The 20,656-nt window shown below is 68.1% G+C and carries 20 protein-coding genes; 9 read left to right on the forward strand and 11 right to left on the reverse strand.

Features of this window, described 5'->3' with window-relative positions:
• Window positions 1-291: 291 nt before the first annotated feature.
• Together pacR and AC10QF_RS08545 are read left to right on the forward strand one after the other, a co-directional pair.
• A complete protein-coding gene (gene pacR, locus AC10QF_RS08540) occupies window positions 292-2,613 on the forward strand; it encodes a PacR family protein (protein ID WP_032953949.1) in 2,322 nt (773 codons plus the stop codon).
• Between the two features lie 51 nt (window positions 2,614-2,664).
• The gene (locus tag AC10QF_RS08545; RefSeq protein WP_494542047.1) at window positions 2,665-3,744 is read left to right on the forward strand and encodes an NAD(P) transhydrogenase subunit alpha; all 1,080 of its coding nucleotides are present in this window, start codon (window positions 2,665-2,667) and stop codon (window positions 3,742-3,744) included.
• 62 nt (window positions 3,745-3,806) lie between these two features.
• Here AC10QF_RS08545 and AC10QF_RS08550 read toward each other — a convergent pair whose 3' ends face one another.
• From AC10QF_RS08550 to AC10QF_RS08560, 3 genes are read right to left on the reverse strand one after another with little or no spacing between them, the layout of a single operon-like run.
• Window positions 3,807-4,268 carry a DUF3106 domain-containing protein gene (locus AC10QF_RS08550; protein ID WP_494542048.1) on the reverse strand — a complete coding sequence of 154 codons (462 nt, stop codon included), beginning with the start codon at window positions 4,266-4,268 and terminating at the stop codon, window positions 3,807-3,809.
• Between the two features lie 3 nt (window positions 4,269-4,271).
• Complete coding sequence (locus AC10QF_RS08555; protein WP_099494727.1) at window positions 4,272-4,598, reverse strand: hypothetical protein; 327 nt, start codon at window positions 4,596-4,598, stop codon at window positions 4,272-4,274.
• On the reverse strand, window positions 4,595-5,179 hold the full coding sequence (locus AC10QF_RS08560) for an RNA polymerase sigma factor (RefSeq protein WP_494542049.1): 585 nt from the start codon (window positions 5,177-5,179) through the stop codon (window positions 4,595-4,597). The genes AC10QF_RS08555 and AC10QF_RS08560 overlap by 4 nt, the downstream gene beginning before the upstream one ends.
• Before the next feature lie 98 nt (window positions 5,180-5,277).
• On the opposite strand from AC10QF_RS08560, the gene AC10QF_RS08565 reads away from it, so the two are divergent.
• Complete coding sequence (locus AC10QF_RS08565; protein ID WP_005415382.1) at window positions 5,278-5,598, forward strand: NAD(P) transhydrogenase subunit alpha part 2; 321 nt, start codon at window positions 5,278-5,280, stop codon at window positions 5,596-5,598.
• Complete coding sequence (locus tag AC10QF_RS08570; protein WP_494542050.1) at window positions 5,595-7,055, forward strand: NAD(P)(+) transhydrogenase (Re/Si-specific) subunit beta; 1,461 nt, start codon at window positions 5,595-5,597, stop codon at window positions 7,053-7,055. The genes AC10QF_RS08565 and AC10QF_RS08570 overlap by 4 nt, the downstream gene beginning before the upstream one ends.
• A 97-nt stretch (window positions 7,056-7,152) precedes the next feature.
• On the opposite strand, the gene AC10QF_RS08575 is transcribed toward AC10QF_RS08570, so the two are convergent.
• Window positions 7,153-7,572 (reverse strand): membrane protein, encoded by a 420-nt coding sequence (locus tag AC10QF_RS08575; RefSeq protein WP_032953950.1) that lies wholly within the window; start codon window positions 7,570-7,572, stop codon window positions 7,153-7,155.
• Between the two features lie 122 nt (window positions 7,573-7,694).
• Between AC10QF_RS08575 and sufT the strand changes: the two genes are divergently transcribed.
• From sufT to AC10QF_RS08590, 3 genes are all read left to right on the forward strand, one after another.
• Window positions 7,695-8,246 carry a putative Fe-S cluster assembly protein SufT gene (gene sufT / locus AC10QF_RS08580; protein ID WP_005415385.1) on the forward strand — a complete coding sequence of 184 codons (552 nt, stop codon included), beginning with the start codon at window positions 7,695-7,697 and terminating at the stop codon, window positions 8,244-8,246.
• Window positions 8,247-8,305: 59 nt separating this feature from the next.
• On the forward strand, window positions 8,306-9,400 hold the full coding sequence (locus AC10QF_RS08585) for a branched-chain amino acid aminotransferase (protein ID WP_005412326.1): 1,095 nt from the start codon (window positions 8,306-8,308) through the stop codon (window positions 9,398-9,400).
• A gap of 452 nt (window positions 9,401-9,852) precedes the next feature.
• Window positions 9,853-11,595 (forward strand): S8 family peptidase, encoded by a 1,743-nt coding sequence (locus AC10QF_RS08590; protein WP_494542051.1) that lies wholly within the window; start codon window positions 9,853-9,855, stop codon window positions 11,593-11,595.
• 189 nt (window positions 11,596-11,784) lie between these two features.
• Here AC10QF_RS08590 and AC10QF_RS08595 read toward each other — a convergent pair whose 3' ends face one another.
• The 3 genes from AC10QF_RS08595 to wrbA all read right to left on the reverse strand — a co-directional run bounded on the left by AC10QF_RS08595 (window position 11,785) and on the right by wrbA (window position 13,275).
• Window positions 11,785-12,270: an asparaginase domain-containing protein gene (locus tag AC10QF_RS08595; protein ID WP_053501049.1), complete on the reverse strand. Its 486-nt coding sequence runs from the start codon at window positions 12,268-12,270 to the stop codon at window positions 11,785-11,787.
• 79 nt (window positions 12,271-12,349) lie between these two features.
• Window positions 12,350-12,685, reverse strand: coding sequence for a DUF2069 domain-containing protein (locus AC10QF_RS08600; protein ID WP_005415388.1), 336 nt, complete (start codon window positions 12,683-12,685; stop codon window positions 12,350-12,352).
• A complete protein-coding gene (gene wrbA, locus AC10QF_RS08605; protein ID WP_053501045.1) occupies window positions 12,682-13,275 on the reverse strand; it encodes an NAD(P)H:quinone oxidoreductase in 594 nt (197 codons plus the stop codon). Before wrbA ends, AC10QF_RS08600 begins: the two co-directional genes overlap by 4 nt.
• Window positions 13,276-13,352: 77 nt before the next feature.
• Between wrbA and AC10QF_RS08610 the strand changes: the two genes are divergently transcribed.
• Both AC10QF_RS08610 and AC10QF_RS08615 read left to right on the forward strand, forming a co-directional pair.
• Window positions 13,353-14,627 (forward strand): YihY family inner membrane protein, encoded by a 1,275-nt coding sequence (locus tag AC10QF_RS08610; RefSeq protein WP_005415390.1) that lies wholly within the window; start codon window positions 13,353-13,355, stop codon window positions 14,625-14,627.
• Window positions 14,624-15,199 carry a TlpA family protein disulfide reductase gene (locus AC10QF_RS08615; protein WP_053501043.1) on the forward strand — a complete coding sequence of 192 codons (576 nt, stop codon included), beginning with the start codon at window positions 14,624-14,626 and terminating at the stop codon, window positions 15,197-15,199. The genes AC10QF_RS08610 and AC10QF_RS08615 overlap by 4 nt, the downstream gene beginning before the upstream one ends.
• Window positions 15,200-15,739: 540 nt before the next feature.
• Here AC10QF_RS08615 and ppk2 read toward each other — a convergent pair.
• The 4 genes from ppk2 to hemA are packed head-to-tail and all read right to left on the reverse strand — an operon-like array spanning window position 15,740 to window position 20,624.
• Window positions 15,740-16,522: a polyphosphate kinase 2 gene (gene ppk2 / locus AC10QF_RS08620; RefSeq protein ID WP_005415392.1), complete on the reverse strand. Its 783-nt coding sequence runs from the start codon at window positions 16,520-16,522 to the stop codon at window positions 15,740-15,742.
• A gap of 46 nt (window positions 16,523-16,568) precedes the next feature.
• Window positions 16,569-18,275, reverse strand: coding sequence for an O-linked N-acetylglucosamine transferase, SPINDLY family protein (locus AC10QF_RS08625; RefSeq protein ID WP_494542052.1), 1,707 nt, complete (start codon window positions 18,273-18,275; stop codon window positions 16,569-16,571).
• Window positions 18,276-18,280: 5 nt separating this feature from the next.
• Entirely contained in the window at window positions 18,281-19,363 is a 1,083-nt protein-coding gene (gene prfA / locus AC10QF_RS08630; RefSeq protein ID WP_494542053.1) for a peptide chain release factor 1, read from the reverse strand.
• Window positions 19,341-20,624 (reverse strand): glutamyl-tRNA reductase, encoded by a 1,284-nt coding sequence (hemA, locus tag AC10QF_RS08635; protein ID WP_069139548.1) that lies wholly within the window; start codon window positions 20,622-20,624, stop codon window positions 19,341-19,343. The genes prfA and hemA overlap by 23 nt, the downstream gene beginning before the upstream one ends.
• Window positions 20,625-20,656 lie beyond the last annotated feature (32 nt).

The following is a 20,656-nucleotide window of genomic DNA, read 5'->3' on the forward strand; positions in this document are numbered from 1 at the left end:
GGGTGGTCAATGACGCCGTCTGTGTCGCGTCCGGCCCCTGAATACCAAACTGTGATGAACATCATGCCACTGGCGGGAAACGGACAGCCGCTTCCCCTCGCCTCGTGGGCCTTGCACGGCTTACGATATCTGTCTTGCCGGGCCGCCGGTCATGAGGTTTGAAGTGAGGACTGTTTCACTGTCCGTGACGGGCTGGCCGGCCTACCATCGACGTTCCGGTACATGGGGTGTGCCGGAAGCCGCGATGTCCATGCTGTCTGTCGTACCAGAGAAGGTGGGGAGCCTTCCCGAATGATGAGCGTGCCCACACCGATGGGATCGCCGGGCCGTGACCCGGCCCAGCTCCAGCGTGCCCGGGACATGGTCCTGCCCGCGTTGTGCCAGGCCTTCGGGGCGGCACTGGCGCGTTTCGACGATGCCCTGTTCGACCGCGCCGGCAATGCCGGCTCGTCGCAGTTGCTGTTCCTGGACGCGATGCGCGAACTGCGCCGGCGCCGTGAGGACATCGCGGCCGCTTTCGCAGGCCACCTGCAGCAGGCCTGGGCCGCATTGGAGGCTGGTGAGCCGCTGTCAGCCGAGGCGACCCTGTCCGGGCCGGCCGAGGATGGGCTCAGCCTGCTGGCCGAGCATGTGCTGGAATCACGGTTGGCGGTGCGCAATTTCGCCACTGTATTGCTGCGTGACTTCAAGCCGGTGCTGGCGCGGCTGGATCGCCGCCTGGGCCGGTTGATCGGCGGCGCGGAACTGGACGCCGACCACAATCCGATCAGCCCCGAACACCTGGGCGTGGCCATCCACGAAGCCTTTGCCGGCTGTGAACTGGCCCCGGAAGTGCATCTGGTGCTGATCAAGCTGTGCGAGCGCGACCTGCGTGCACCGGTCGGTCGCATCTACGAGAAGCTGGACGAGCAGCTGGCCGCAGCCGGCGTGATGTCGCAGATGGGGGCTCCGCAGCGCCCACAACCGCCGGCACCGGATCCGCGCATGGCCGGGATGCTGGATGACCTGGTCGAGCATCGCCACGGCGCGGGCGTCGATCCGGGGTTCAGCGATGACGAGCAGGCCGCACCGGCCTGGGCGCAGCGCTTTGCCGCCCGCTGGTCCGAGCGCCGCGGGCATATGCAGCAGCACCTGGGCGGCGATGACGGCGCCACCGGCGAGGCCTACGCTGGCCAGCAGGGCATGCTGCTGGAAGCGCTGCACGAACTGCTGCAGCAGACCCGCCACGTGCGTGAGGACGCCACGTCTGCGGCACAGGTGGCAGTTGGCCAGCAGCGCCCGCTCAGCCAGCGCGAAATGATGTCGGTGCTGTCGCTGCTGCAGGCCACGCCCAGCGCCACCCTGCGCGCCGCCATCGGCGAGGACGGCGAATCGCTGGCCCAGCGCCTGAAGAGCGAAGTGCTGTCCAGCGCCACCCAGCTTGGCGTCGATCCGGGCCAGACCCGGCTGGACCCGCAGGATGAGGATGCCATCGACCTGGTCGGCATGCTGTTCGACGTGATGCTGGACGAGCGTGAACTGGAAGGCCGCTCGCGCGAACTGATCGGCCGCCTGGTGGTGCCTTTCGTCAAGGTCGCCATGCTCGACCGCCGCATGTTCGTGCAGAAGACCCACCCGGCGCGCAAGCTGCTCAACTCGCTGGCCGAGGCCTGCGAGGGCAACACCGGCGAGAGCCAGGCCGAGCGCATGCTGATGGCCAAGGTCGAAGAGATCATCGAGCGCCTGGTGGCCGAGTTCAACGAGAACCTGGCGATCTTCCTGACCCTGGAAGAGGAATTCCGCGAGTTCCTGGTGCAGCATCGCCGCCGCGTGGAAATCGCCGAGCGTCGTGCCGCAGAAACGCAGCGCGGCCAGGAAAAGCTGGAAATGGCCCGCAGCCGGGCCGGTGCGGAACTGGACCGCCGCATCGGTGACGCCACGCTGCCGCCGGCCATTGCCGAGTTCCTGCGCCAGCCGTGGCAGCACCACCTGACCCTGGCGCTGCTGCGCGAGGGCGAAGAAGGCGCCTCGGTGGCCGAGGCATTGAGCCTGGGCGACGGCTTGCTGGAGGAAGTGGCCGAGGCCCGCCGCCAGATCGTCGGCAAGCCGTGGCTGCAGGCCTGGCAGCCGGTGCTGGCCAAGGTGTTTGCCAGCGTCGGCGTGCACGGCGATGCGGCAACCGCCGCCATCGATGCCCTGCATGACACCCTGCAGGGCATCGCCGAGTCGCGGCCGGAACTGCAGCGTGCGCTGCCGGAGCTGCCGCAGGTTGCCTTGCCGGCCCCGCCAGTGGCTGAATCGCCGGCGGTTGAGCTTGGCGGGCAGATCGACGCCGACGATTTCGACAACGCCGATGCCGACCGCTTCCGCCGCATGGAAATCGGCAACTGGCTGGACTTCGTCGACAAGGATGGCAAGGTGCAGGCGGGCAAGCTGTCCTGGGTCAGCCCGATTTCCTCGCGCCTGCTGTTCGTCAACCGTCGCGGCGTGCGCTTCTGCGTGGCCTCGCCGGAAGAACTGGCGGTGATGATGCGGCTGGGCCGCCTGCGTGCCCACGTTGATGATGGCGCCTTCGACAGCGCCATGCAGGGCGTGATCGATCGCCTCGACCCGGGCAGCGCCACGCTGCACTGAGCGGGTGCCGCCTGCTAGGATCGGGAAACTCACCGATCAGCGGGGACCTGCATGGCCGTGGCGTTGCTGGGGATCAAGGAGACCGCGCCGGGCGAACGGCGCGTGGCACTGACGCCGGAGACCGCGCGCAGGCTCGGGGCCTTGGGCATTGCCGTCTGGTATGAGGCGGGCGCGGGTCTGGCCGCTGGTTTCACCGACGCCGCCTATGACGATGCCGGTGGACGCGCCTTCGACGCGGGCCGCTGGGCCGAGATCGATATCCTGCTGTGCGTGCAGGCCCCCCCTGCGGCGGTGCTGGAACAGCTCAAGCCCGGCGCCAGCGTGGTCGGCCTGCTGGCCCCGGCCAGCGATCCGGCGCTGGCCGCGCTGGCGGCCGATGGTCGCCTGCAGCTGTTCCCGCTGCAGCAGCTGCCGCGCACCACCCGTGCGCAGGCGATGGATGTACTCAGTTCGCAGGCCGGCATGGCCGGCTACAAGGCGGCGCTGATCGCCGCCGAACGCGCGCCGCGCTTCTTCCCGATGCTGACCACTGCGGCCGGCACCGTGCGGCCGGCCAAGGTGCTGGTGATCGGTGCCGGCGTGGCGGGCCTGCAGGCCATCGCCACTGCGCGCCGCCTCGGTGCACAGGTGGAAGGCTTCGACGTGCGCCCGGAAACCCGCGAGCAGATCCAGTCACTGGGTGCACGCTTCCTCGACCTCGGGGTCAGCGCGGCGGGCGAGGGAGGCTATGCGCGGGCGCTGACCGATGACGAGCGCGCCGAGCAGCAGCGTCGGCTGGCCGACCACCTGCGCAGTGTGGACGTGGTGATCTGCACGGCTGCGGTACCGGGCCGCCCGGCACCGACCATCGTGACCGCCGCGATGGTGGAAGGCATGGCCACCGGCAGCGTCATTGTTGATCTGGCGGCGGAAAGTGGCGGCAACTGCGCACTGACCCTGCCGGGGCAGTGCATCGAACACCAGGGCGTGACCATCGACGGTCCGCTGGGCCTGGCCAGCCGCGGCGCGACCCAGGCCAGCGAGATGTATGCACGGAACCTGCTCAACTTCGTTGCGCTGTTCGTGCGCGACGGGCAGCTCGGTTTCGATTGGGACGACGAACTGCTGGCGAAGACGCGCTGGCAGGCGTGAGTGATACGGGGTCAGATCCCTTTGCCTCTGGCAAAGGGATCTGACCCTGGTATCCCGAAGGCTTACCGTGGCTTCGCCGGCGGCGGGTTCTTCCGCACCCAGTCCTTGCGTTGCTCCGGCGTCATCTGCGACCAGCGCTCGCGCAGTGCGTCGCGCTGCGCGGGCGGCAGATCCCGCATCTGACCGAACAGGGCCCGGGCCTGCTCACGCTGTTCCGGGCTCATGTGCTCGAAGCGGCGCAGGCCGCGGCGGGCCTTGTCGCGTTCCTCCGGGCTCATCGATTGCCAGCGCTGGCCATGCGAGAGCATCCGCTGGCGCTGGCCGGCATCGGCGCTGTTCCAGCGGTCGCGCAGCGGCGCCAGCAGGGACTCACGCTGGGATTCGCTCAGCTGCTCCCACGCAGGCAGCGTGGCGCCCGGCGCAGGGCGTGCAGCAGGCGCGGGCGCTGCGCTCTGCGCCAGTACCGGGACGGCCGGCAGCAGCAACAGGGTCAACAGCAGCGGCAGGGTATGCAGTCGGGACATGGTTCACTCCATCGCCAGGTCGGTATCGCCCAGCCACAGGTACAGATCGGGATTTTCGTCGTACAGCGCGCTGTTGTCTTCCACCGAGGCCAGCACCGGTGCCGGCACGGCGGGCGACAGGGGGCTGTGGCCGCTGAACTGCAGGCCGATTCCCAGCGCCACCACCAGAGAACAGGCGCTGGCCAGCCACCAGCGCCAGCGCCCGTGACGGGCTGCGCTGGCGCCGTGGCGGGCCTGGCGCAACCGTGCCAGCGTGGCCGGCGACAGCGCCTGCAGCGACTGCGCGTGCAGGTTGCGCAGCATGTCATCGGAGGGCAGGGAGCGGTTCACGGGTGGGTCTCCAGGTAGTCCTGCAGCGCCTGCCGGGCGCGTGCCAGATGGGTTTTTACCGCGCCTTCGCTACAGCCCATGGCGCGGGCGGTGGTGGCCCCGTCCAGGTCCTGCAGCACGCGCAGGGTGAAGGCCTCGCGCTGGCGTGCGGGCAGGGTACGCAGCGCCTGTACCAGTTGCTGGTACTGCTGGCGCTGTTCGTGCGCCTGCGCCGGGTCCGGGCCGGGGTCGGCCCAGTCGATCCCGCCTCCGTAGGCGTCCTGGTTGTCGCGCCAGAACGGCAGGCGGAAACGGCGCCGGCGCTGCAGGTCGATCACGCGGCGGCGCAGGATGCTCCAGAACAGGGGCGCCCATTCGGCCGCCGGCTTGTCGGCGTAGTCCAGCATGCGCATCAGCGCGTCCTGAACCGCGTCCATGGCGTCTTCGCGCTGGCGCAGGCCGGCCTCGGCGAAACGGAACGCGCGCGGGCCGACGCTGGCCAGGAACGCGTCCAGCGATGCTGGCAGGGCATCGGTGTCGGCGCTCGGGGGGACGGGGCTGCTCACCAGCACAGGGTACGGTTCCTCGCTCGGGGTCACCATCGACAACGCGTGAGCGTCACCGCGGTTGACGCCGGGTGCGCGCCGGGTTCAGCCCGTGGTTATGATGGGCCGACGAAGACAGAGCGGGAGCGTTGCCAGTGAGTGACGGGTTCGTAGCGCTGTACATCTTCATGCTGGCGGCCATCGCCGGCCACGTGATCATTTCGCGGGTGCCGGTGATCCTGCATACCCCGCTGATGTCGGGTTCCAACTTCATCCACGGCATCGTGCTGATCGGCGCGATGGTGGTGCTGGGGCACGCGCAGACGCCGCTGGAAAAGGCGCTGGGCTTCCTTGCCGTGGTGCTCGGTGCCGGCAATGCCGCCGGTGGCTACGTGGTCACCGCGCGCATGCTGGAGATGTTCAAGCCGAGCGCGCCCAAGGGCGGCAGGGACGAACCGAAGGAGCCACAGGCTTGAACATCAGCACCGTCGAACTGCTCGACTGGCTGGTCAAGGCCAGCTACCTCGTCGCCGCCACGCTGTTCCTGCTGGGTCTGCAGCGCATGGCTTCGCCGCTGACCGCGCGCAGCGGCATCCGCTGGGCCGGGCTGGGCATGCTGCTGGCCACGGTGGCGACCTTCTTCCTGCCTGAACTGCACAACGTGCCGCTGATCCTGGTGGCACTGCTGCTGGGCGCCGGCCTGGCCTGGTGGTCGGCCGGCAAGGTGGCCATCACCGACATGCCGCAGATGGTGGCGTTGTACAACGGCATGGGCGGTGGTTCGGCCGCGGCGATCGGTGCGGTGGAGCTGCTGCGCTATGCCTTCCTTGCCAACCGCGATACCAGCCATTGGAGCGAGCAGGCGCTGGCCGACCTGGCCGCGCGCCAGCCGTCGGGCATGGTGCTGCTGCTGGCGGTGGTCGGCGCGGCGATCGGTGCGGTCTCGCTGTCCGGTTCGGTGATCGCCTGGGCCAAACTGGACGGACGACTGGACAAGCGGGTGACCTGGCCCGGCCAGCAGGTGATGAACCTGATGGTGGCACTGGCAGTGGCGGTGCTGGCGATCATCGCGGCCAGCACGCTCAGCACCTGGGCGATCGTCGCCTTCTTCGTGCTGGCGCTGGCACTGGGCGTGCTGATGACGTTGCCGATCGGTGGCGCCGACATGCCGGTGGTGATCTCGCTGTACAACGCATTCACCGGCCTGGCGGTGTCCTTCGAAGGTTATGTGCTGGGCAATGAGGCGCTGATCATCGCCGGCATGATGGTCGGCGCGGCCGGCATCCTGCTGACCCGGTTGATGGCCAAGGCGATGAACCGGCCGATCCGTAACGTGCTGTTCTCCAACTTCGGCGGCGGTGCCGGAGGCGAGGCACAGGCGATCACCGGCGCGCAGAAGCCCATCGAAGCGTCGGACGTCGCGGCGATGATGGCCTTTGCCGAGCGCGTGGTGATCGTGCCCGGCTACGGCATGGCGGTGGCACAGGCCCAGCACAAGATCTGGGAACTGGCGCAGCGGCTGGGCCAGCGCGGCGTGAAAGTGAAGTTCGCGATCCACCCGGTGGCCGGGCGCATGCCCGGGCACATGAACGTGCTGCTGGCCGAGGCCGGCGTGCCCTACGACCTGATCGCCGACATGGATGACATCAACCCCGAATTCGCCAATACCGATGTGGTGCTGGTGATCGGTGCCAACGACGTGGTCAATCCGGTGGCGCGGACCGACCCGGCCAGCCCGATCTACGGCATGCCGGTGCTGGACGTGGTCAACGCGCGCAACGTGGTGGTGATCAAGCGTGGCAAGGGCACCGGTTTTGCGGGCATCGAGAATGCGCTGTTCTACGCCGACAACACCCGCATGCTCTATGGCGACGGCGCCGAAGCGGCGGCCTCGCTGGTGAGCGAGCTGAAGGCGCTCGACGGCGGGCATTGAGTTGAGGACCGGGGTCGGATCCCTTTCCGCAGGAAAGGGCTCTGACCCCTTTGCCGGCCAGCGGCCGGCACTACCGAATCCACGGATCTCTACGCGCTCAGCGCGCCAGCCAGGCACCTACGGCCACGGCCACGGCCAGCCACAGCCATTCCACCGCGCCATTGGCCAGGCTGATCAGGGTCCAGGCCAGGTGCGGGCCCATCCGCGTGGTGGCATCCCACAGGTCCAGGCCGATCGAGCCGCCCATCCAGGCGCTGGCGATGGCCCAGTTGGCCACGGCGGCCACCAGCAGGGTGCCGAGCACGACCAGGGCGACGCGCAGCCGGCCTGGGCCCAGCGTGCCCAGGCGCAGCATGAACACCAGTTCCAGGGCGGCCAGCACCGCCATCCAGCCGACCTGCCGGCCGGTCATCAGCGCCAGGACCATCCAGGCGAGGGGAGCGACAAACAGGCCCAGCAGCAGCATGAGGGGCCAGAGCCAGGTCACGGTCCTGGCACGCGCGGCATTGGAGGACATCGAAGCTCCCAGAAGATCACCCACAGGATACTGTGGTTTGCCGCAGTGCACCGGCGGTGCGGGGGCGGCTGGGCTAGAATGCCGTCTTGCGTGGCCTCGGCCACGGCCCCATATCGGTCCCCATGTATTCCCGTAGCAGCGAACCTGTCCACTTCGAACGCGATTGCGAGGCCGTGATGGTCCCGCAGGGCGATACCGTGACCCTGCCTGCCGGCAGCTATGGGTACATCACCCAGGCGCTGGGCGGCAGTTATTCGGTGTTCGTCGAGGGCAACCTGTTCCGCATCGCCGGCAAGGACGGCGATGCCATCGGCAAGGAGGCACCGGCGCCGCTCGAGCTGCCGGCCGACGCCACCGATGAACAGGTGGAGCAGCTGGTGTGGCAGCAGCTGCGCACCTGCTTCGATCCGGAAATTCCGGTCAACATCGTGGAACTGGGCCTGGTCTATGAAGTCGAGATCAAGCACCTGGATGAGGGCAAGCGCGAGATCGACGTGAAGATGACCCTGACCGCCCCGGGCTGCGGCATGGGCGAGATCCTGGTCGACGACGTGCGCAGCAAGCTTGAAATGATCCCGACGGTGGCCGAGGCCGACGTCGACCTGGTGTTCGACCCGCCGTGGAACCAGCACATGATGTCCGAGGCGGCCCGGCTAGAGACCGGCATGCTTTGACCCAGGGCCCGCAGTGACGCGGGCCCGGCACTACCCGCAACCAGAACAGGAATCCTCCGGTGTCCCAGTCCATCCCCAGCTTCGCCGTCACCCGTTCGGACCACCCGCGCAGCGCTGAAGAGCGCGCCAAGATCCTGGAGAAGCCGGGCTTCGGCCTGCACTTCACCGATCACATGGTGGAAGTGCGCTGGGACAAGGATGCCGGCTGGCACAATGCCAATGTGCGCGCCTACGGCCCGCTGCAGCTGGACCCGGCCGCCGCCGTGCTGCATTACGGCCAGGAAATCTTCGAAGGCATCAAGGCCTACCGCCACGCCGACGGTTCGATCTGGACCTTCCGCCCGGATGCCAACGGCCGTCGCCTGCAGCGTTCGGCGCAGCGCCTGGCGTTGCCGGAACTGCCGGTGGAGATCTTCGTCGAATCGCTGAAGCAGCTGATCGCCGTCGACAGTGACTGGGTGCCTTCGGCCGATGAGTCGAGCCTGTATTTCCGTCCGTTCATGATCGGCGACGAGGCCTTCCTCGGCGTGCGCGGCGCGCACAAGGCCGGCTACTACGTCATCGCCAGCCCGGCCGGCCCGTACTTCGCCAAGGGCGTTGCCCCGGTGTCGATCTGGCTGTCCACCGAGTACGCGCGTGCGGCCAAGGGCGGCACCGGTGCTGCCAAGTGCGGTGGCAACTACGCCGCCTCGCTGCTCCCGCAGCAGAAGGCGCAGGCACAGGGCTGCTCGCAGGTGCTGTTCCTCGACCCGGTCGAAGGCAAGTACCTGGAAGAACTGGGCGGCATGAACGTGTTCCTGGTCTACAAGGACGGCACGCTGGTCACCCCGGAACTGTCGGGCAGCATCCTCGAGGGCATCACCCGCGAGAGCATCCTGCAGCTGGCCCGCGACCGCGGCATGAAGGTCGAAGAACGCAAGGTCAGCATCGACGAGTGGAAGGACGGCGTCGCCTCCGGTGCGATCAGCGAAGTGTTTGCCTGTGGCACCGCCGCGGTGGTCACCCCGATCGGCCAGCTGAAGGGCGAGGGCTTCTCGGTGGGCGACATCAACGCCCCGGCCGGCGAAGTGACCATGTCGCTGCGCAAGGAACTGACCGACATCCAGTACGGCCGCCTGCCGGACCGCCACAACTGGCTGGTCAAGCTGGGCTGATCGCCCACATCGAATCGTAGAGCCGGGCCCGCGCCCGGCTGCGCTTCTGGAAAGCCCGTCCCCGCGACGGGCTTTCTGCATTTCAGGCCAAGGGGGTCAGATCCCTTTCCGCGTGAAAAAGGATTTGACTCCGGATTGGCGGACGCCGATGTCGGCAAAGTCATTCCGGGACATGTGATGGCCCAGTCAGGTCTGTGCAGGACGCGAGAAAGTTCCTTCACCTTCACAAACCCTTGACCCGAAAAGTCTCAGAACGAACATTTCATCTAGCTGAAAAGACGCTGAAAATCTTGTGGTGTCCGGTTTCGGCCATTAGCGTCATCTGCACGGCGGATCGTTAGGGGGATCCGCTGGCTCGCCGGACTTCGAACCTCGCCAATGCAAGCCAGCACAGGGTTCGGGCCGGTGCTTCTGCCGATTCCGGCATTCACACCACAAGAAAGGGAAATACGATGTCCCAGGTAACGCAACCGCGTGTGCGTCGAGTGTGGGTGGTCCTTGGTGCGTCCGTTCTGTCATCGCTGCTGCTGGCCACGCCTGCGCTGGCCGGCGATGTCCAGCTCAGCGGCCTGCAGTCCGCGCCGACCCACCAGCGTTTCATCGTGAAGTACCGCGACGGCAGTGCGCCGGTGGCCAACACCACCGCACTGGCCTCTTCACTGAAGAATGCCGCCGCCGGCCTGGCCAGCAGCCAGGGCCGCGCACTGGGCCTGCAGCAGGTCCGCAAGCTGGCCGTCGGCCCGACCCTGGTCAGGACCGATCGCCCGCTCGACCAGGCTGAATCCGAGCTGCTGATGCGCAAGCTGGCCGCCGATCCGAACGTGGAGTACGTCGAAGTCGACCAGATCATGCGCGCGACGCTGACCCCGAACGACACCCGCTTCAGCGAACAGTGGGGCTTCGGTACCTCCAATGCGTCGATCAACGTGCAGCCGGCCTGGGACAAGTCGACCGGCACCGGCGTGGTCGTGGCGGTGATCGACACCGGCATCACCAACCACCCCGATCTCAACGGCAACATCCTGCCCGGCTACGACTTCATCAGCGACGCCGCGATGGCGCGCGATGGTGGCGGTCGCGACAACAACCCGAACGATGAAGGCGACTGGTACGGCGCCAACGAGTGCGGCTCGGGCATCCCGGCCTCCAACTCCAGCTGGCACGGTACCCACGTCGCCGGCACCGTGGCGGCAGTGACCAACAACAGCACCGGCGTGGCCGGTACCGCGTTCAACGCCAAGGTTGTGCCGGTGCGCGTGCTCGGCAAGTGCGGCGGTTACACCTCCGACATCGCCGACGCGATCGTATGGGCCTCCGGCGGCACCGTCAGTGGCGTGCCGGCCAATGCCAACCCGGCTGAAGTCATCAACCTCTCGCTGGGTGGTGGCGGCAGTTGCTCCACCACCTACCAGAATGCGATCAATGGCGCTGTCGGCCGTGGCACCACCGTGGTGGTCGCCGCCGGCAACAGCAACACCAACGTGTCCTCGTCGGTGCCGGCCAACTGCCCGAACGTGATTGCCGTGGCGGCCACAACCTCGGCCGGTGCGCGTGCCAGCTTCTCCAACTACGGCACCGGCATCGACATCTCGGCACCGGGCCAGAGCATCCTGTCCACGCTCAACACCGGCACCACCACGCCGGGCAGCGCCAGCTACGCGTCGTACAACGGCACCTCGATGGCGGCGCCGCATGTGGCCGGCGTGGTTGCGCTGATGCAATCGGTCGCGCCAAGCCCGCTTAGCCCGGCGCAGGTCGAGAGCATCATCAAGAGCACCGCACGCCCGCTGCCGGGCGCCTGCTCGGGTGGCTGCGGCGCCGGCATCGTCGACGCCAACGCGGCCGTGGCTGCGGCGATCAACGGCGGTGGCAACCCGAACCCGGGTGGCAACGTGCTGCAGAACAACGTGCCGGTGACCGGCCTGGGCGCCGCAACCGGTGCCGAGCTGAACTACACCGTCGCCGTTCCGGCCGGTAGCAGCCAGCTGCGCGTGACGATCAGTGGCGGCAGCGGCGATGCCGACCTGTACGTGCGCCAGGGCAGTGCCCCGACCGATACCAGCTACACCTGCCGTCCGTACCTGAGTGGCAACAGCGAGACCTGCACCATCAACAGCCCTACCGCCGGCACATGGTATGTGCGGGTGAAGGCCTACAGCACCTTCTCGGGCGTGACCCTCAACGCCCAGTACTGAGCCCAAGTCCCTCTCCAAGGGCACGCCCTGGCTTCGGCCGGGGCGTTTTCGCTTCTGCAGAGCCGAGTCCATGCTCGGCTGCTCCGGCTGCCGACCGTTGTGCCACGCTGGCACGCGGTTGCCGAGCATGGCCCGGCACTACAAGGACAGTGCTCTGGCAGGTGCCGACCTTGGTCGGCACGCGGTTCCTCAGACCGACTCGAAGCGGTTCGCAGCCACGTTCTTGCGCACGTGCTGCGGGTCGAAGATCCGCCCGTTCATCGCGATGTACACGCCGCTCGGCAGCGACTGCACCGCACCGATCGCACAGCCGATGTTGAACTCGGCATCCGAGCCGCGGAAGCGTGCCGGGCTCAGTGCGCCGGTCATCACGATGGTCTTGTCGGGGATTGTCGCCAGCACCTTGCCGGTGTGCACCATCGAGTCGGTGCCGTGGGTCACCAGGACGTGCCGGGTCGGCTGCGCGGCGATGGTGGCGCGGATCAGTTCGCGGTCCTCATCGTTGATGTGCAGCGAATCCTTGCGCAGGATCGGAATCACGTTGAAGCGGAACGTCACGCCCAGCTCGCGCAGGATCATGCCGATCTGCGGATCGCCGATCTGGTAGTCCGACTTGTCGTCGAAGTAGATCTTGTCGATCGTGCCACCGGTGGTGACGACCAGGAGCTCTTCCATCATGTGCATGCGCGAAACCAGGACAGGTACTGCGGCGCGGGGCCAGGAATGCAGATGATACGACCCAGCGGGCGCAGCGTCAGCGTTGCTTGCCGAAGCGGGCGCGCAGGCCGGGCAGGCTGGCGCTGAAGATCACCAGGAGGGCCAGCGCGATCTCGATCAGCGCCAGCCAGCGCGTTTCCGGGTGGCTCCAGGCGCTCATCACGCCGTGGCTGAACCAGCCCAGCGCCAGTACCGAGGCCCAGAATCCGGCCTTGCGCCAGCCCAGGCGCACGGCGATGGCCAGCGCCAGCGGCGGCGCGGTGAACACCAGCTGGGTCGCCAGCCAGTGCTTGTCATTGATGAACCAGCCCGCGAACAGCGCGGCCAGCCCCATCAGGGCCAGCAGCAGGACCGTGCGCGGCGCGGCGCTCATCGGGCCAACCGCTGCGCGATGCCGGCCACCCGGCGCCCCAGCGCGCGCGCCAGCACGGCTTCGTCGTCGGTCGGCTGCGGGTCGTCGGCGGCACCGGCTACGTGGCTGGCGCCATAGGGTGTGCCGCCACTGGTGGTATGGCTCAGCGCCGGTTCGGTGAACGGGATGCCGACGATCACGCAGCCATGGTGCAGCAGCGGCACCTGCATCGACAGCAGGGTCGATTCCTGGCCGCCATGCATGGATGCGGTGGACGTGAACACGCCGGCCGGCTTGCCGGACAGGGTGCCATTGACCCATTCGGCGCCCAGCCCATCCAGGAAATGCTTCACCGGCGCGGCCATGTTGCCGAAGCGGGTCGGGCTGCCGAGCAGCAGGCCCTGGCATTCGACCAGGTCCTGCACGCTTACATAGGGGGCGCCATCTTCGGGTACCGGCGGCTGCGCGGTCTGGGTCACTGCGGCCACCGGCGGCACCGTGCGCAGGCGCGCGGTCATGCCCGGCACTTCGCCGATGCCCCGCGCGATCTGGCGCGCCAGCCGTGCCACCGAACCGCCCCGGCTGTAATACAGCACCAGAATCTCGCCCATCGTGCCCGCTTCTCCTCGTCGTGTGGCCACCAGTATGGCTATCCTGCGAGCATTCCGCATCGGGTACCCTTCCACCGATGGAACCTTTGGATACGCTCAACCTGTGGATGGAGCGCGCGCGGGATCGCGCACGGGCCATCAGTTTCGGCCGCTTCCTGTGGCATCGCTTCCTCGACGACCGCCTGTTCCAGGCAGCGGCGGCGCTGGCGTACACCACGGTGTTCGCGCTGGTGCCGCTGGCCATCGTGGTATTCGGCGTGCTCTCGGCCTTTCCCGTTTTCGACCGCTGGAGCGATCAGCTCAGCGACTACGTGTTCTCCAACTTCGTGCCCTCCGCGGCGCGCGCGGCCGAGGGTTACCTGCGGCAGTTTTCGGCCAGTGCCGGCCAGCTGACGGCCGCCGGCTTCATCGCACTGGTCGCCTCACTGCTGATCACGCTCAACAGCGTGGAAGAGACCTTCAACCAGATCTGGCGGGTCGGCTCGAGCCGGCCCAAGCTGACCCGCTTCCTGGTCTACTGGACCGTGCTGACCCTGGGCGCGATGCTTGCCGCCGCATCGCTGGCAGTATCGGCGAGGGTGTTCGCGATGCCGTTGTTCGGTACCCAGGAGGGCCGTTGGTTGGCCGAACTGGCGCTGCGGCTGGCACCGATCCTGATCGAGTTCGTCTGCATCACGCTGATGTTCCGCGTGGTACCGCACCACACGGTGAAATGGCGGCATGCCGTGCCCGGCGCGATCCTGGCGGCGGTCATCCTTGAACTGGTGAAGTGGGGCATCGGCGCGTATCTGGGCAGCTTCCAGTCCTATCAGAAGCTGTATGGCACGGTCGCCTTCGTGCCGATCCTGCTGCTGTGGATCTACCTGTGCTGGGTGGCGGTGCTGCTGGGTGCGTCGCTGGCCTCCTCGATGGCCGCCTTCCGCTACCAGCCGGTCGAGCTGCGCCTGCCGCAGGGGTACGAGTTCTATGGGCTGCTGCGCCTGCTTGGCCGCTTCCAGCATGCACGGGCCAAGGGCAAAGGCCTGGCCGATGACGAGATCCTGCGGCTGGAGCCGATGCTGACCGATTCACTGCTGCAGGACCTGATCTGCAACCTGCAGGAGATCGACCTGCTGCGCCGCGATGAGCGCGGCGAGTGGCTGCTGTCACGCGACCTGGACCAGGTCAGCCTGGCCGATCTGTACGAATGCACCCAGCTGCGCATCCCGGTAGCCGAGCAGCACCTCCCGTACCGCGACGACAGCCTGGGCCGTGCCGCCTTGGCGGCGCTGGATGACCTGCGACTGCCCCTGCGCGAACGCCTGAAGCGCAAGGTCAGTGATATCTATACCGACTCTGGAGACACCCCATGACCCGCAAGACGTCGTTGCCGCTGCTGCTCCCGTTGACCCTGCTGCTGGCCCTGGCGGCCTGCAAACCGGCCCAGGAGCCGGCACCGGCCAGCAGCCAGCCACCGGCGCAGGCACCGACGCCGAGCACGCCGGCACCGGTCGAGGAAACCCCGGCCGAGCGCACCACCGCCGAGTTCCCGACGCTGAAGATGAAGGCGGTGGATGGCAGCGACTACGACCTGGCCGCGCATCGCGGCAAGTGGGTGGTGGTGAACTTCTGGGCCACCTGGTGCGCGCCGTGCCGCAAGGAAATGCCCGAGCTGTCGGCCCTGCATGCGATGCGTAGCAACATCGAAGTGGTCGGCTTGGCCTACGAGGACATTGAAGTGCCGGAGATGCAGTCGTTCCTGGCCAAGCATCCGGTGACCTATCCGATCGTGATCGTGGACCCGTTCGATCCGCCGGCCGACTTCGCCACGCCGCGTGGCCTGCCGCTGACGCATCTGCTGGACCCGCAGGGCAAGCTGGCGCACACGTTCCTTGGCCCGGTGACCGCCGCCGACATCGAAAAGCAGATCGCGGCTGCCAAGTAGTGGGTTTGTCGGCAGGGCCTGCGGCCCTGCACCCGCCGAAGCGGTAGTGCCGGCCGCTGGCCGGCAGCAACAGCAACAGCCGAAGCAACAGCAACAGCGGGCTATCCGTGGGATGGCGGGGCGGTGTCGGAGTGCGGGGACGCCGCAAGTACGTCCATGTAGGCTTGGCAGCCGCATCCATGCGGCTGACACCCCGCACTCCGACACCGCCCCACCTCTGACAGATTCCTCATGTCTGGTAGATCCACGCCATGCGTGGATGATTCTCCAGACAAATCGAATATTTCGAATTGAATTCGAAGAGCATCCACGCATGGTGTGGATCAACGACAGATCGCGGAAATCTGTCGAAGGCGGGGTGGGTCCGGGTGCGGGGGCGTGAGCCGCATGGATGCGGCGACCGAGCTTACATGGACGTACTTGCAGCGCCCCCCGCACCCGGACCCGCCCCGCCATCCCTCAGGAAGCCCGCCGTTGCTGTTGCTGTTGCCGTTGCTATGGCTTCGGCAGGTGTAGGGCCGCAGGCCCTGCCGACCCACCCTAATCTTCGACCGGGAAATCCTCGATCGGCTTCAGCACATCGTAGTGCTCGCGATGCAGCTTGCCCTTCAGCTTCGGCAGCTCCGGCAACGGTGCGTCCACCCGCGTGTCCGGCAACCGGTCCAGCAGGTTGCGCACCAGCGTCAGCCGCCCCAGCCGCTGGTCGTTGAAGTCCACCAGCGTCCACGGCGCCGCCTCGCGATGCGTCGCGCGCAGCATCGCCTCGCGTGCCTCGGTGTACGCGCTGTACTTGCTGCGCGATTTCAGGTCGACCGGTGAGAGCTTCCAGCCCTTCAGCGGATCGAGATGGCGTTCGGCGAAGCGCTTTTCCTGTTGCTCCTGGTCCACGCACAACCAGTACTTGAACAGCAGGATGCCGTCGTCCACCAGCAGCTGTTCGAACACCGGCGCCTGGCGCAGGAACTGCTGGTATTCGGTTTCGCTGCAATAACCCATCACCCGTTCAACACCGGCACGGTTGTACCAGCTGCGGTCCATCAGCACGATCTCGCCGGCGGCGGGAAGATGCGCGGCGTAACGCTGGAAGTACCACTGCGTGGCTTCACGGTCGGTGGGCTTGGGCAGCGCCACCACCCGGCATTGGCGCGGGTTGAGATGCTGGCTGATGGCCTGGATCGCGCCGCCCTTGCCAGCTGTATCGCGGCCTTCGAACAGCACCAGCAGGCGTTGCCCGCTGTACTGCACCCAGCGCGCCATTGCGGTCAGTTCCAGCTGCAGCGGCAGCAGCAGTTCGTCGTAGTCCTTGCGCTTGAGCTTGGCCATCGTCACACCACGCGGGGAGGAAGCCGGAGCGTAACGCAGGGGTTGCTCAGGGGGTGTCGACGCCCTGCCAGCCCTGCTCGCCCGCCAGCGTCTGCAGCAGGGCGGAAAGGTCATGGGCAAAACCTGCCATGTCGAATACACCACTGTCTTCGCGTGCCTGCGCCAGTTCGGCACGCAACGCTGCCAGCGCCACCGGGTCGTTGCCCAGCGCGCTGGCGGTGGCGATGAACGCCGCATCGTCGGCAACGTTCATCCGCGAAAGACCCAGATGATGGTTGAGGCTGCCGGCCACGCGCGCGGCGAAGGTATCGCCCGGGCAGGTCAGCACCGGGCAGCCGGCCCACAGCGCATCGGAGGCGGTGGTGTGCGCGTTGTACGGATGCGTGTCCAGGAACAGGTCGGCCAGCTGATAGCGGGCCAGGTACTGCGGATGCGGCAGTTTGGCCATGAACACCAGCCGCGTTGGATCCAGGCCTGCGGCCTGCGCGGCCGCACGCAGGCGCGCATCGGCCTTGCCGGGCCCGGACAGCAGCCACAGCACGCTGCCGGGCACGGCCTGCAGCACCGCGAAGGCGCGGCCCATGCTGCGCGGGTTGAGCTTGTAGCTGTTGTTGAAGCAGCAGAACACCACGCCGCGTTCGGGCAGGCCGCACTCCGCGCGGGACGGTGCCGGCTCCAGTACGCGGGTGTTGTCCGAGGGCTGGAAGGCACGTGGCAGGCGCAGGACGCGTTCGCTGAAGTGACGTTCCAGCGATGCCGGCAGCACGAATTCGTCGGCGACCACGGCATCCAGCCAGCGCGCACCCGATGTGCCGGGGTAGGCCAGCCAGTTCAGCTGCAACGGGGCCGGGCGCATGGCCAGCACTTCGGGCGTGCCGCCGCCCCCCCAGCCGCGCAGGTCGAACAGCAGGTCGATGCCCTGTGCACGGATGCGGGCCGCGATGTCGGCATGCCGCAGTGCGGCCACGTCATGCAGGCGGGCCGCAGCCTGCAGGCGTTCGCGGATGCGGCTGCCATCGGCGCGGTTCAGCGCGAACAGGTGCAGCTGCAGCGCCGGGTCATGGCGCAGGTGTTCGAGCAGGGCCACGGTCAGCAGCCCGGTGGGATGCGCGCCGAAGCCATTGGAGAGGAAGCCGACGCGCAACGCGCCGTGCTCGCGAACCTTCACTGCAGGAAGGGGGCGCACCGCCGACGCAACGACCGCCGCGCGTGCGCGCGCACAGGCCAACTGCTCCGCAGCGCTTACGTCTTCACTGAGGAAGGCGAAGGGTTCCACTGCACCCTGCCCGGAAGCGAGCGCGGCACGTACCTGCGCAGCCAGCGTGTCCACGTCCTGCCAGTCACACAGGCGGCGCTGCCAGGCCAGGCGCTGGGCCGCGATGTAGGGTTCGCCCGGCATCAGCGCGTGCGCGCGGCGATAGGCCGCAGCTGCGCCTTCGGCATCATCGGCATCTTCCAGCGCATGGCCCAGCCACAGCGCGATGCCCGGGTGCTGCGGGGCCAATGCCGAGGCCTGGCCGAGCAGCTTCGCCGCGTCGGTGTGCGCGCCGGCCATCCACGCCACGCGGCCCAGCCGCGCCAGCGCTTCGGGGTGGTTCGGGCGCAGTTGCAGGGCGTGTCGTGCGGCCTGCTCGCCGGCAGCGATGTCGCCGGCTTCCAGTTCCAGGTCGGCCAGCATCACCCAGGCGACGAAGTCGCCGGGCTGGCGTGCGATCGCCTGCTGCAGGTGCTGCCGCTGCTGCCAGGCCGTCATCGTGCTCAGCCCGCCGACAGCTGGGCCAGGGCGTCGACCTGGTGTTCGTGGCTGAGCCGCTGCAGCAGCGGGTCGAGGTCACCGGCCAGGATGTTGGGCAGGTCGTACAACGTCAGGCCTTCCACGCGGTGGTCGGTGATCCGGCCCTGCGGGAAGTTGTAGGTGCGGATGCGCTGGCTGCGATCGCCGCTGCCGACCTGCAGGCGCCGCGATTCGGCCTGTGCCGCGTCCTGGCGCTGGCGCTCGGCATCGAGCAGCTGCGCCTTCAGGCGCTTCATCGCCTTGTCGCGGTTGGCGTGCTGGCTGCGCTCGGTCTGGCACTCCACCACCACGCCGGTTGGCACATGGGTGATGCGGATCGCGGACTCGGTCTTGTTGACGTGCTGGCCACCGGCGCCGGACGAGCGGAACGTATCCACCTTCAGGTCGGCCGGATTGATGACGATGTCATCGACTTCGTCGGCCTCGGGAATGATCGCCACGGTGGCGGCCGAGGTATGGATGCGGCCCTGCGATTCGGTGGCCGGCACGCGCTGCACGCGGTGCGTGCCCGATTCGAACTTCAGGCGCGAGAACGCACCCCGGCCGACCACACGTGCCACCACTTCCTTGTAGCCGCCATGCTCGCCGGGGTTGTCCGATTCGATCTCGACCTTCCAGCCCTGGCGTTCGGCATAGCGGGCGTACATGCGGAACAGGTCGCCGGCGAAGATCGCGGCTTCGTCGCCGCCGGTGCCGGCGCGTACTTCAAGGAACAGGTTGCCTTCGTCGCGCGGATCGCGCGGCACCAGCAACAGGGCCAGTTCCTGTTCCAGCTCCTGCAGGCGCGCCTGGGCGGCGGCGATTTCCTCGTCGGCCAGGTCGCGCAGCTCGGGGTCGGCGCGCATGCCTTCGGCGGCGGCCAGGTCGGCCTTGGCACGGGCTTCATCGGCGAGCGCGGCAGCGACCGGCTCCAGTTGGGCGAATTCGCGCGAAAGGTCGCGGAAACGGGTGTTGTCGGCGACCACATCGGGTTCGGCGAGCAGGCGTTCCAGTTCTTCGCGGCGCTCGGCCAGCGCTTCCAGCTTACGGCGCAGGGTCGGCGTCATCGGGTCTCACGGGTGGGTGGCGGTAGCCCGGCGTGGCCGGGAACAGGCGCTCGGCGGCGCGGGTCAGGTCGGCATCGCCACTCAGCGCGGCGGCGCGCAGTGCGGCGGTCGGCGGGTGCAGCAGGCGGTTGGTCAGGCCGTGGGCCAGCAGTTCCAGCACTTCGTCGGCGGGCTTGCCGTTGGCCAGCTGCTGGCGTGCGCGCTCCAGCAACTCGGCGCGGGTGGCCTCGCCGAACGCACGCAGCTGCCGCAAAGGCGCCTGATGGGCACTGGCCTGCTGGGTCTCGACGTAACGCGATACCTGCAGGTCGATGATCGCCTCGGCTTCGGCGGCGGCCTCGCGGCGGCCACGACGGTTGTCTTCCACCGCGCGTTCCAGATCATCGACGGTGTAGAGGAAGGCATCGTTGAGCGTGCCGACCTCGGCTTCGATGTCGCGCGGAACGGCCAGGTCGAACAGCAGCATCGGCTTGTGCCGGCGTGCACGCAGGGCCTTGGCCACCATCTCGCGATGGATCACCGGCTCGCGCGCGGCGGTGGCCGAGAACACCACGTCGGCCTCGCCCAGGTGGCGGTCCAGTTCGGTCAGCGGCAGGGCCACGCCGCCATGGCGGCTGGCCAGTTCCTGCGCGTGGGCCAGGGTGCGGTTGGCGATCAGCAGCCGCCGCACCTTGCCTTCGCTCAGGTGCCGTGCAGCCAGCTCGATGGTCTCGCCGGCCCCGACCAGCAGCACGGTGGAGTCGTCCAGCCGGGCGAACGCGTTCTGCGCCAGGCGCACCGCGGCCGATGCCACCGATACCGGGTTGGCACCGACCTGGGTATCGGTGCGCGCACGCTTGGCCACCGAGAAGGTCTGCTGGAACAGGCGGTCCAGACGCTGTCCGAGCAGTCCATGGTCGCGCGCGGTCGACCAGGCGTCCTTCACCTGGCCGAGGATCTGCGGTTCGCCCAGCACCATCGAGTCCAGCCCGGTGGCGACCCGGAACAGGTGGCGCACGGCCTCGGCATCGGCATGCTGGTACAGATAGCCCTGCAGGTCGCCGGCCTGGCTGCGCAGCCACTGGTCCAGCGCCTGTGCCGAGTCGGCCACGGCGTACAGCTCGGTGCGGTTGCAGGTCGACAGCAGGACCGCCTCGGCGATCTGCGGGGTATCGCGCAGCGAGCCCAGCGCACGCGGCAACGCCTCACCGGCGAAGGCCGCGCGCTCGCGCAGCTCTACCGGTGCGGTCTGGTGATTCAGTCCGAGCACCCACAGGGTCATTGTTCAGTTGCTTGCGATAAGCTGCTGGCCAT

The organism is Stenotrophomonas maltophilia complex sp. Om-AH-Sm3, from assembly GCF_059337855.1.